Below are 12,730 nucleotides of genomic sequence, written 5' to 3'. Positions count from 1 at the left end.
TGTCTAATATTTTTAAATTGTCAATGTTTATAGCCTTGTATTCATAAGTGAAATTATATCAAATTCTTATAAAATTCATATGAAATTCACACGGTGATTATATAATACTCCTGAAGGTGCACCACATAAACTTAGATTAAAAGGAGGATAAACATGAAAAAAATGAAGTCTATGCTATGTTTAACACTAGCGTTAACATGTATGATTACCACTATGACAACCTTTGCTGATCCAAGTACTGAAAATGTTAATGGTACTAAAGATAGTGGATATATTGTACAAACTAATTTATCACAAAAATATATTCCTATTAGAGGAATTCCGGTTTTATCTCTTGAAGAGGAATTATTAAAACGAGCATCTCTTAATGAAACTGAAAAAAATGAAGCACATAAAATAATCGAGGACTTAAAAAAACACCTTAAAGAAAGAGACTATGACCAAGTACAAAAAGATTATCAAGCTCTGGATAGATTAGTAGGGAATATTCCTGATGAAGAGACTGTGGCGGAAGAACAACAGAGACGTGATGAAGAAGCACGTCTTGAATATGAAGAAATTCTTGCTGAAGAAGAAAAAGCTAGACTTGAATATGAAAGGCAGCTTAAAGAGGAAGAGGAAAAAATGCTTCAAGAGGAGCAAAGACGTAAGGAAGAAGAAGAAAGATTAATTGCGGAGCAACAGGGACGTGATGAAGAAGCACGTCTTGAATATGAAGAAATTCTTGCTGAAGAAGAAAAAGCTAGACTTGAATACGAAAGGCAACTTAAAGAGGAAGAAGAAAAAATGCTTCAAGAGGAACAAAGACGTAGGGAAGAAGAAAGATTAATTGCGGAGCAACAGAAGCGTGAGGAAGAAGAACGTCTTGAATATGAAAGAATTCTTGCTGAAGAAGAAAGAGCTAGACTTGAATATGAACAACAGCTTGAAGAGCAAGAAAACGAAGAACAGCAAAATCTTGAAATTGTTTCCCTTACAAAAGAAGAAATTTTAACGGAATTAACAAGAGAAAGTCTTAAAGCCCAGTTAAAGTTTATTGCAGATAGAAGTTATATCGCTCACAAGGATATGGATGGGTACATGAATTCTTTTGATAAAATGAAGGAAGCACAAAAGGCAAATAAAGAGGAAACAGCAAAAAAACATGCTGAAAGCATTAAAATGATTATTGATTATTATGTTTCATTTCAATAAAGATAATAAGTATGCAGCTTTGAGAGATTTAACTTCTCTGAGCTGCATATTGTTGCATTAATCTGGCTTGTATGACAAACTACTAATAAAGGAGGTGCACCTATGAAAGAAAGAATATTAATAGCAGAAGATGAGGATAGGCTACGTGCAATTATTAGAGAATATCTTGAGGATGAAGATTTTGAGGTGATAGAGGCACCCGATGGAAAGGAAGCACTAAAACATTTTAATTACGAGAATATGGATCTAGCCCTAATTGACATTATGATGCCTGAAATAGATGGCTGGAGTATTTGTAGAAAAATCAGAGAAGTATCTGATATTCCAATTATCATAATCACTGCAAGGTCTCATGAAGATGATAAACTCATGGGATTTGATCTTGGAGCGGATGACTATGTAACGAAACCTTTTAGTACAAGGGTTCTAGTGGCTAGAATAAAAACTCTTTTGAAAAGGTATAAAGGGTCTATTCTTGATAGAAAAGATATCTTATCATCAGGTGCATTATTAATAGATAAAAAGGCATATGTAGCAAAGCTTAATGGTAAAGATCTTGAGCTTACCCCCAGGGAGTATGAAATTTTACTTTTTTTACTCAGACACAAGGGAAATGTGTTGACAAGGGAACAAATCCTAGATGAAATTTGGGGCTATGATTATTTTGGCAATACAAGAATTGTAGATGCACATATAAAAAAGTTAAGAAAGAAACTGGACACTTACGGTTCTTTTATTAAAACTGTATTAAGGGCAGGATATAAGTATGAAGACCATTGAGGGTACGTGCATGAATAAGGTGGGGCTGACAACAAAACTTTTTATTGTGCTTTTTTTAACCTTTGTCATTGTAATCGGTGCTATTTTTATTGGTATAGTGAACTATTTTGAACCCTACTTTGTAGGGACACAGATAAAAAATATTGAAGAGGATATACAAAGATTTTTAGAAGAAAGCAAAGAAAATGGAAGGTTAGAAGAAAAGGATCTTACCAATTTGGTCACAGATTTCACTGCTTCTAATGTACAACCTCTGGCCATAATGAGGGATAGGGATGTATTTTTTCCTCGCAGAAGTCAGATCATTTATTTAGAAAGTGAATACGGAATAACTCGCGTAGATTTAGGGGATGCAATTTTTCAAATACAGAATAAAGGTACAAAAATAATAAAGGGAATGAATCTTTCCTTCGTAGGATATTGGGTCGAAGATAAGTTTATGGGATTATCAATCTATGATTTAACAGAAGATAAACTAAGTGAACTTAGGGCTAGCTTTAATTATAAACTTCCTCAGATTACTAGAATTACTGGTAAAGTGATAGATTATGAACTTGCAACCTATGAAAGTGGTTCGATATATAGGCAGGACATGATGTATCAGATGACAAATTCAGGCAACTTAAAGCCAGAGACTGTCAATAAGAACTCATATGTTATTGAAAACGTAGATGTGAAAACGGGTATAAAAAATTATCTGGTAGTTATACCCTATGGGGATATATATGCCTTTAGTTTATATAGTTTGCAACCAGTAACGGAAGTGATTGAACTAATTCCTCAGTTCTTAATATATGTTATCCTACTAACAATTTTTTTACTTATTCTAATATTGTTACTTGTAACAAAACTTGTAGTTAAGCCTATTTTAAATATTAATAATATTACAAAGAAAATATCTAATTTAGACTTTAAGGATCGCCTAGTTGTAAAATCCTCAGATGAGATCGGTATGATTTCTTCAAACGTTAATAAAATGGCAGATAAATTGGAAATTACTCTAAGGGAACTAGAAGAGAGTAATAAACAACTTAAAGAAGAATTAAAATTAAAGGAGGAGTTTGAAGAAGCAAGAAAGAGATTTGTGGCAGACGCCTCTCATGAATTAAAAACTCCCCTTGGTATTGTAAGAGCTTATACGGAAAGGCTTGAAGATAAATATATTTATGAGGATAAAGCTAAATATTATACAAGCATCATACTAGATGAAAATCGGAAAATGAATAAACTCATCAACGACTTACTGGAACTTTCAAAACTAGAATCCAAGATGGATATGTTACAAAGAAGAGAGTTCAATTTATCCCAAGAGATGTTGGATCTAGTAGAAAGATTCTATCCTATATATGAAGAAAAGGGGACTCAACTACTCGTAGATGTGGAAAGTGACATATTCATTTATGCAGATTTAGAACGTATTAATCAGGTCTTTACCAATATGATGTCCAACGCATTGAAGTATGCTCCAGCAGGTACCACAGTATATCTGAGCCTGAAAAAAGATAATCAAGGGATACACTGTTATATTAAGAACCAAGTTGAGGATATCCAAAAAATTGATCTCCTTAGAATTTGGGATCGGTTCTATAAAGCAGATACGGCAAGGAGTAGAAAATTAGGTGGATTCGGCCTTGGTCTCTCTATAACAAAAAGTATTCTCGATCTTCATGGTTTTGATTTTGGTGTACAAAATAGAGATAACTTCATTCACTTCTACGTGAACATCCCTCTAAGTTAAAAGTGCTAAAGAAATTAAAATGTTTGCAAAGAGCACTTTAAAGGATGGAGGGAAGAAGTTTATCTGCCGTATCTCATAATCACCCTAATCATCTTGGGCAAATCTCTGTGAATTTTATATTATAGATTTATAAGGAGTAAGTCCAGATGAAAAGAAAATGTAAAATTGAAAGAACTACTTGGTGAAAAGGATTTAGAAATAGCTATTTTAAGAGATTTAGTAAAAAATTTAATGATGAATGTGTAGAAATGAATTTAGAACATGAGAGAATTACATGTAAAACTCCAAATAAAAATGCTCATATAGAATCATTTCATAGATTACTAGAAGGATGTATATCTAAAAATGAGTATTCATCGTATGCAGAAGACTATAAATCAGTATATGAAATCTGAATACAATTATCTGGCAAAAGTGATGGAATTGACAACCCTAGTCATTCCATCACTTTTTTAGGTATGAAAGGGAAATTTTTAAAGGTTAACTAATAGCAGCGGTTAGATGAAGCTTTTATGGATTACTCTTTAATACATAAGGTTTAATACATAAGGAAAGGATACTAAATAAGTTAATGTAAACCTTAATTTATGAAGGAACTAAGCCCCTTTTTTTAAAAGGGTCTTTTATGTTAGAATAGAGAAGATAAAAAAGGTGTAATTGAAAGGAATGTTTAAATGAGTAAAATTCTAGTATTAGCTGAAAAGCCTTCTGTAGGAAGGGAATTAGCTAGAGTATTAAATTGTAGTAAAAAAGGAAATGGGTCCTTTGAAGGAAATAAATACATAGTAACATGGGCACTAGGTCACTTAGTGACTTTGGCAGCCCCAGAAGTTTATGATAAAAAATATGCAAATTGGAATATGGAAGACCTACCAATGCTTCCTGATAGATTAGGTCTAGTAGTAATAAAAAAGACTTCTAAGCAATTTAACACAGTAAAAAGCTTAATGCATAGAAAAGATGTATCAGAAATAATAATAGCCACAGATGCAGGGCGAGAAGGTGAACTTGTGGCTAGGTGGATAATTCAAAAGGCTAAAGTAAATAAACCTATAAAGAGACTTTGGATATCATCCGTAACAGATAAGGCCATAAGAGATGGATTTAACAACTTAAAAGATGGTAAAGACTATGAAAACCTTTATGCATCAGCTCAAGCTCGTGCAGAAGCTGACTGGATAGTAGGTATTAATGCCACTCGTGGCTTAACATGTAAGCACAATGCCCAACTTTCTTGTGGTAGAGTTCAATCACCAACTTTAGCTATGATAAATGAAAGGGAAGAAGAAATAAGAACTTTCAGACCAAAAGATTACTTTGGCATAACATGTTCTACAGATAAATTAAAATTTACTTGGAAAGATAGTAAATCAGGAAGTACTAGCTCCTTTAATGAAGAGAGAATAGACAAGATTATTAAAGGACTAAATGGTGAAAAACTAGACATAATAGACATTAAAAAAACTCACAAAAAAACTTATGCACCTAGATTATATGACCTTACAGAACTTCAAAGAGATGCTAATAAAATATTTGGATATTCAGCAAAAGAAACACTATCAATAACTCAAAGATTATATGAAAACTACAAGGTACTTACTTATCCTAGAACAGATTCTAGATACATAACAGATGATATGGTACCTACCCTAAAAGATAGAATAAAGGCTTGTATGATAAAGCCCTATTCTCAATGGGCATCAAAACTATATAAGAAAAACATAAAGCCTAGTAAATCCTTTGTAGACAATAAAAAAGTAACAGATCACCATGCTATAATACCAACAGAGGAAACGGCATTCTTATCGGACTTAGGTGATAGGGAAAGAAAAATATATGATTTAGTAGTAAAGAGATTTTTAGCCGTATTATCAGATCCTTTTGAATATGAACAAATAAGTATAGATGGAAAAGTAGGTACAGAAAAGTTTGTAGCTAAGGGAAAATCCATACTAAAAAATGGTTGGAAAGAAATTTATTCAAATAAATATGAGGATGAAGATGAAGACAATATTAAAGAACAACATATACCTAACATTAACAAGGGTGAATCTTTAAGGATAAATAGAATATCAAAGACTAAGGGTGCAACTAATCCACCACCTAGATTTAATGAAGGTAGTCTACTTTCAGCTATGGAAAACCCAGCTAAGTTTATGGCAGGGGAAAATAAGGAATTAATAAAAACCTTAGGTAAAACTGGTGGAATAGGAACAGTAGCCACTAGAGCTGACATTATAGAAAAGTTATTTAACTCTTTTTTAATAGAGAAAAAGGGAAAAGACATATATATTACTTCAAAGGGAAGGCAACTTCTAACACTAGTTCCAAAGGACTTAAAATCAGCAGCCCTAACAGCTAAATGGGAGCAAAAGCTAGATGCCATATCTAAAGGTAAAATCAAGAAAAATAACTTTATAAAAGAAATGAAAGACTACACTAAAGAAATTATTAAGGACATAAAAACTGGTGAAGGCAAATTCAAACATGACAACATGACTAGAACAAAATGTCCTGAGTGTGGAAAATATCTTTTAGAAGTAAAAAATAAAAGAGGTAAAATGCTAGTATGTCAAGATAGGGAATGTGGATACAAAAAAGGAATTAGTAAAGTTACTAATGCTAGGTGTCCAAACTGTCATAAAAAGATGGAAATGCGTGGAGAGGGAGAAGGTCAAATCTTCGTTTGTCCTTGCGGTCACAGAGAAAAATTATCTGCATTTAAAAAGAGAAAAGAAGAAAAGAAAAAGCAGGGTTCGAAAAGAGATGTAGGAAATTATTTAAAGAAGCAACAAAAGAATAATGAGCCAATAAATACTGCTTTAGCAGATGCATTGGCTAAGCTTAAGTTTTAGAAAGTTATTAATAAACAAGGACAGTTATTATATATGTTTCCACATACTACGCATGTCGAGTGTGTATCGAAGTTAGTTAGAAAGTAAAGGGCAACTGTATCTACTATTAGAATTACAATAATTATTGAATAAGTATTTACTAAGGGGGATTAAAAGATACCCCTTTTTCTTTTTATTACATTCTTTTATTTCTTGCAAACTCAATCAATTAAGCAAAAAAAATTCTAATATAATTTTAGTTTTGACAGTGTATATCTATATAAACTCTTACGAAATAAAATAAACTATTATAAATTTTTCAATACATACTATTCTACTTCTTGAAAACTAGCATATACACTTAAAAAATAAAATACAATTAAATACATAAATAATACACCTATAGAAGTTATGCTTATTTGTCCATTTAATGCAATGGCTCTTAAACTTCTTGAAGCGTGAGTCAATGGTAATATTTCAATAATGGCTTTAACAATATTAGGCATTTTTTCTAAAGAAAAAAAGGTTCCACATAAAAAAGTCATGGGTGTATTTATATAGGTTTTAAACCAATTGATTTGGTAATGACTCTTTATAAGAATAGCTGCATAATAACCAAATGCAGAAAATAACATACTATTTAGAAATATAATAAAAATAAGTGCCAAATTGATTTTAATATATATGCCGAAAATATAAGATATAATTATAATCAGAAAGGCTGCATACATGCCTCTAAGAGCACCCGCTAATACATGTCCAAGAGCTAATAAATAAATATTAACTGGAGCAGTTAAATAATATTCAAAACTTTTTTCATATATTTTAGAGACTATTACTCTTAAAGAGATTGCATTAAAGCTCGTATTCATTGTTGATAATGCAATAATACCAGGAATCAGATAATACATATAATTATAGCCTTCTACTACAATGTCTTCACCAAATCCCCAGCCAAATGCGATTAAATAGAGTAGTGGATTCATAATGGCACCACCAGTAATTTTACCAAGTTGTCTTTTGAAGAATATCCATTCTCTCCATAAAATAGTACATATTTCCATATTAATCTACCTTCCTATTTGTAAAGTTATAAAAAACGTCTTCTAAAGTAGTATCTCTAAGGGTATATTCATCATTCAATGAATTTACATAAAGCCTTGCTTCTTCTTTCGTTTTAAAGTATCGATACATTGATTTTTTCTCTTCATTAAAATATTCTACTGTATATTTCCCTAAATTATATCTTAAATTCTCTGGTTTATCGTAATAAATCACCTTACCAGAATTCATAAGAGCAGCACGGTCACATAAATATTCTGCTTCTTCTATGTAATGGGTTGTCATTAATATTGTTTTTCCTTCCTTTTTCATAGCCCTTAAAACATCCCATATTTTTCTTCTTGCATTTAAGTCTATTCCGATAGTAGGCTCATCCATAAATATAATGTCAGGGTCATGAATAAGGGCTTTAGCAATCATTAACTTCCTCTTCATTCCACCAGAAAGTCTTCTGGTCGTTCGATTTTCTACACTTTTTAAATCAATAAAATCTATTAATGCATCTGCTTTTTCTTCTGCTTCTATTTTAGGGATTTTAAATAATTTTGCACTAAATAATAAATTTTCTTTTACTGTAAGATCTTTGTCTAAGTTTGTATGCTGAGGAACAATACCAATTTTTTTCTTTAATTTACTATTGTTTCTATTCATAATCATATGATCCATCATAATAGTTCCCTCATTTGCTTTTAATAGTCCTATGAGCATTTTTATTAATGTAGTCTTCCCCGCTCCATTAGGTCCTAATAAAGCACAGAATTCCCCTGTTGTTACTTCTAAATTTAAGGCGTTTACAGCTGTAAAATCACCAAATTTTTTTGTGACATGATTGATTTTTATCATATATAAACCTCCATGTTTGCTTTTTCACTCAAAAGTATTATAGCAAGAACAAGACTTAATGTAAATGATTATCATTATCAAAATGAATTTAAGATACTTAATATTTACACTTCATAAAAACGATCTTACTTTTAATGTTAAAAGATGAATTTATTTTACTGATTATACGGTTCAATTATATTTGGAACATTTACTGCCATATGTTCAGTAACGAACAGATCCATTATATTAATCATTGTTTTCATTGATTTTTAGATTTATAATTACAGAACAATGTGTTCTGTAACAAATACATTGTAGTGTATTTTGAAGGGAGGAATAACTGATGGAAAAAATAATGGATTTTTTATTTGGACTGAAAATGACAGTTGTGTCAGGTATATTTTTAGCATTAAGTTTAATATGTATGATGGTAGGAATAGAAGTGCCTGTTGATTTTGCATGGGGGGCTGTTTTAATTTCTGGTATACCCATGCTAATATTAGCATTACAAAGACTCATATTTGAAAAATGGGTATCCTCTGCATTATTAATAGCTATGGCTATGGTTGCATCTATTATGATTGGAGAATATTTTGCAGCGGGAGAAGTTGCATTTATTATGGCAATAGGTGCTATACTTGAAGAAAAAACCCTAGAGAAAGCCCATAAAGGTTTGAAGAATCTTATTAATCTTACACCTGTAAAAGGAAGAATCATTACTGGTGAGGATAAAGAAGAATTGATAGATGCAAGGGAGATTAAGTTAAAGGATCATTTAAGAGTATTACCGGGAGAAAAAATACCTGTAGACGGAGTTATTATAAATGGAAGTTCATCTATTGACCAGTCTATCATGACAGGTGAATCATTACCTGTTGATAAGTCTCTTGGAGATCATGTGTATTGCGGGACTTTAAACTGCTATGGAACAATTGATATAAAAGCTACAGCCGTTGGAGAAGATTCATCACTTAAGAAGATGATAAAGCTGGTGGAAGAAGCTGAAAATAATAAAGCTCCAATGCAGAGAATTGCAGACAAATTAGCTGTATGGCTAGTTCCCATTGCACTTTTCATTGCTATATTGGTTTGGATTTTTACTGGTGATGTAGTAAGAGGTGTAACCGTTCTTGTTGTTTTCTGTCCATGTGCATTGGCATTAGCTACACCTACATCAATAATGGCTGCAATTGGTCAGGCTACAAAAAAAGGTATCATTATTAAATCTGGTGCAGCACTTGAAAGTATGGGTAAGGTCGATACAATAACCTTTGATAAAACAGGAACATTAACTTATGGAAAATTAACAGTTAGTGAGATGTATTTTAATAAAGATATAATAAACAGAAAGAAGTTCTTGGCATTAGCATCAAGTATTGAAAGCTTTTCAGAACATCCTCTTGCGAAAGCAGTTGTAGAAAAAGCAAAAAAAGAAAATATTAAGGTTTTAAAATGTGAAGACTTTACAATGACAGCAGGAAAAGGCGTAAAAGGTATAATTGATTCTAAAACTATATATTGTGGAAAATTAGATTATATTAAAGAAAATAATATTGAAATTGATAAACAAATTAAAAATAAAATTAATGAAATTCAGAATAATGGAATGGCTTTAATAATTGTGGCAATCAATGATTTATGTGTTGGTGTGATTGGACTTTCTGATGTAATGCGTAATGAAGCTGGAGAAGTTGTTAATGAACTAAAAATGATGAATACAGAAGTGGTACTTCTTACAGGAGATAATGAAAAAACTGCGAATTTCTTTGCAGATGAAATTGGGATTTCAAATGTTTACAGTAATTTGTTACCAAAAGATAAAGTTGATCATGTTAAAGAGTTGAAAAATAGGAATAAAACAGTAGCTATGGTTGGGGATGGGGTAAATGATGCACCAGCACTAAGAACAGCAGATGTAAGTATAGCAATGGGAACAATGGGTTCTGATATTGCAATTGAAGCAGCTGATATTGCATTGTTAGGAGATGATATTGGGAAAATTCCTTATGTTAAAAGACTTGCGAATGCAACTGTAAAAACAATTAAATTTAATATAACATTATCAATGCTTATTAATATTATTGCCATAATTTTGAGTGTTAAGGGACTTTTGAATCCAATAACAGGTGCACTTGTCCACAATGCAGGTTCTGTTCTTGTTGTATTAAATGCAGCATTATTGTATGACCGAAAATATGATCATAGACAAGACAACAAAAATATTGAAGTAGCTAAAGCTATTTAGGAGAATATTAATAGAGCGTTTTTCGGCTAGCAAAACAATTTTACTTGTAGTCTTGAGCAAGGAGGCTAAATAACTTTCTTTTTTTTCGTATTTTCTTATTTGTTTTGTGGGATCAATATATTTACTTCAGCTTATTTTACAGCATTGTGAAATGAGCCTTGTTTTAAGTTAAATCAGATGATTAATCATGTATATATAAGAATTAGCGACTTTTTCAGGGGATTCTTTTAAATTGTGATGAAACCACCATCTAATGGCTTGGATAAAGCTTGATACAATATGATTATTGATAAAGTCTATATCAATATTATTTGTATTAACTGGTTGTATCACATTAGAAAAATATTTATGAATATATTCTTTGAAGGAATTCATAAATACTCCACTGTCTTCAAATTTCAACATAGATTTAATAATTTTTTTATTATCTTTTAAATGGTATAAAATATGAGTAATATAATCTTTAAAATCACTAGATTGTGAAAAATCATGAGTTGCTTCTACAAGAACTTTTTCAGCAAATACATGTTCAAAAATCATTTTACAGGATTCATATAATAATTCATCTTTGGTTTGGAAATGAGAATAAAATGTAGTTCTTCCAATATTTGCCCTGTGAATAATACTTTGAACAGTAATTTTACTGTATTGATTTTTTGCAAGCAGTTCATTAAATGCTTCAAATATTAATTTTCTGGTCCTTTGAGAACGTCTGTCTAATTTATTATTCATTGTATCACCTTTCATAAAATAAGTTAATGTAAATATTGTGCAATAATGAATATAAAGCTATTTTTCATTATTGTAAAACTGAAATTTATATTATATAACGGAACAAGATGTTCAATAATAAACTAATTGTACTATATTTTAGCGAATTGATAAAGAAATAAAAAAATAAATAACTGTAGTTTTGCACAAATTACATCCTAACATTTTTATAGATACTAAAACAAAGGGTTAAGGTTGGAAATACCTTAGCCCTTTGAATTAATATAATATTCTCTAAGTAAATAATTTTATATTTTTATGTAACTATGGCACACCATGCATGTGGAGTCTTGTTCACTACTTGTAAGAAAAGAAAAATAACATAAGCAGATGTAATATTATGGGAAAAGGCCTTTCTTGTTAATAGGAAAGACTTATTACTTTTATAATATGATTATTACTGTATAATAAAGCTATTAAAAAAACTGTATTGTATAAATATTCATGATTTAGGATTAATACAGGTAAACCACAAAAAACTTATTTTGTTGAATACAGTTATTACATTTTTTCTATTTCACTAATTAATTCATTTATATCAGGTCTTCCTTCTTTTGTTTCTTTATTGAAATATAAAATATCTCCACCTTGCTTTATTAAGATGAATGCTGATAAAGAGATTTCTCTCACATCTTTAAGTCTTGGGTCCACTAGGTCATATGCTTGAATTACTTCTCTATCCAAATCACTTAATAGTTCAAATGGTAAACTTAAACTTTCTTTAAAATCTTTTGACTCTTCTACACTATCAACGCTAATGCCTAATACACTAACATTATAATTACTTTTTAGCTCTTCGTATTTTTCACAAACTTGTGAAAGCTGCTTAGCTCAGGTGCTTCACCAATTACCTCTAAAGAAAAATAACCAGACATTACTTTCTTTAAGAACTTCAGATAATTTTGTATTTTCTCCGTTACTATCTGGTAAATTAAAATCAATAAACTTTTGCATAAAAACCTCCAGTTTCATATTTAGAATAATCTACATGTAGCATAATTTATTTTAACATGAAACCCCTTAAAGTACTCTAGAACTGCATATTACATTTTCTTATACTATTTAAATATATTTAATATGAAAACCACCTTGTATTTGCTAGGGGATTCATTAACGTTCAATCAAGTGGCTAAAGTCATTTTAAAGTGGCTTAGGTCACTTTCTTTGTACCTTAAGTAATCTAGTACAGATAGTATTTCTTACCATGAATAACTTTTGGGGGGAATATTGGTTCTAGTCAAATTTATGTAAAGGGAATCCTTTATTCATATAGAAAATATT

9 protein-coding genes and 1 pseudogene are annotated in these 12,730 nt (G+C 30.7%); 6 read left to right on the top strand and 4 right to left on the bottom strand.

Annotation, left to right across the window (positions count from 1 at the left end):
• Window positions 1-153 precede the first annotated feature (153 nt).
• From CCE28_RS12750 to CCE28_RS12735, 5 genes are all read left to right on the top strand, one after another.
• Window positions 154-1,194 (top strand): coiled-coil domain-containing protein, encoded by a 1,041-nt coding sequence (locus CCE28_RS12750; RefSeq protein WP_095134111.1) that lies wholly within the window; start codon window positions 154-156, stop codon window positions 1,192-1,194.
• Between the two features lie 102 nt (window positions 1,195-1,296).
• Complete coding sequence (locus CCE28_RS12745; RefSeq protein WP_095134110.1) at window positions 1,297-1,974, top strand: response regulator transcription factor; 678 nt, start codon at window positions 1,297-1,299, stop codon at window positions 1,972-1,974.
• 10 nt (window positions 1,975-1,984) lie between these two features.
• Window positions 1,985-3,712, top strand: coding sequence for a sensor histidine kinase (locus tag CCE28_RS12740; protein WP_176461809.1), 1,728 nt, complete (start codon window positions 1,985-1,987; stop codon window positions 3,710-3,712).
• Between the two features lie 248 nt (window positions 3,713-3,960).
• Entirely contained in the window at window positions 3,961-4,107 is a 147-nt protein-coding gene (locus CCE28_RS21860) for a transposase (protein WP_141228363.1), read from the top strand.
• A gap of 279 nt (window positions 4,108-4,386) precedes the next feature.
• Entirely contained in the window at window positions 4,387-6,567 is a 2,181-nt protein-coding gene (locus CCE28_RS12735; protein ID WP_095134108.1) for a DNA topoisomerase III, read from the top strand.
• 308 nt (window positions 6,568-6,875) lie between these two features.
• Here CCE28_RS12735 and CCE28_RS12730 read toward each other — a convergent pair whose 3' ends face one another.
• A complete protein-coding gene (locus tag CCE28_RS12730; protein ID WP_095134107.1) occupies window positions 6,876-7,610 on the bottom strand; it encodes an ABC transporter permease in 735 nt (244 codons plus the stop codon).
• Between the two features lies 1 nt (window position 7,611).
• Window positions 7,612-8,451, bottom strand: a complete 840-nt coding sequence (locus tag CCE28_RS12725; RefSeq protein ID WP_095134106.1) for an ABC transporter ATP-binding protein — start codon at window positions 8,449-8,451, stop codon at window positions 7,612-7,614.
• A 325-nt stretch (window positions 8,452-8,776) separates the two neighbouring features.
• Here CCE28_RS12725 and CCE28_RS12720 point away from each other — a divergent pair, with 325 nt between their 5' ends.
• A complete protein-coding gene (locus CCE28_RS12720) occupies window positions 8,777-10,678 on the top strand; it encodes a heavy metal translocating P-type ATPase (protein ID WP_095134105.1) in 1,902 nt (633 codons plus the stop codon).
• A 168-nt stretch (window positions 10,679-10,846) separates the two neighbouring features.
• On the opposite strand, the gene CCE28_RS12715 is transcribed toward CCE28_RS12720, so the two are convergent.
• Window positions 10,847-11,410: a TetR/AcrR family transcriptional regulator gene (locus CCE28_RS12715; RefSeq protein ID WP_176461808.1), complete on the bottom strand. Its 564-nt coding sequence runs from the start codon at window positions 11,408-11,410 to the stop codon at window positions 10,847-10,849.
• 540 nt (window positions 11,411-11,950) lie between these two features.
• A pseudogene (locus CCE28_RS22280) lies at window positions 11,951-12,265 on the bottom strand (redoxin domain-containing protein); the annotation flags it as partial.
• Window positions 12,266-12,730: the final 465 nt, after the last annotated feature.

This window comes from Anaeromicrobium sediminis (genome assembly GCF_002270055.1).
GTDB classification, from domain to species: domain Bacteria; phylum Bacillota; class Clostridia; order Peptostreptococcales; family Thermotaleaceae; genus Anaeromicrobium; species Anaeromicrobium sediminis.
This window is presented reverse-complemented; position numbering and strand designations above follow the sequence as displayed.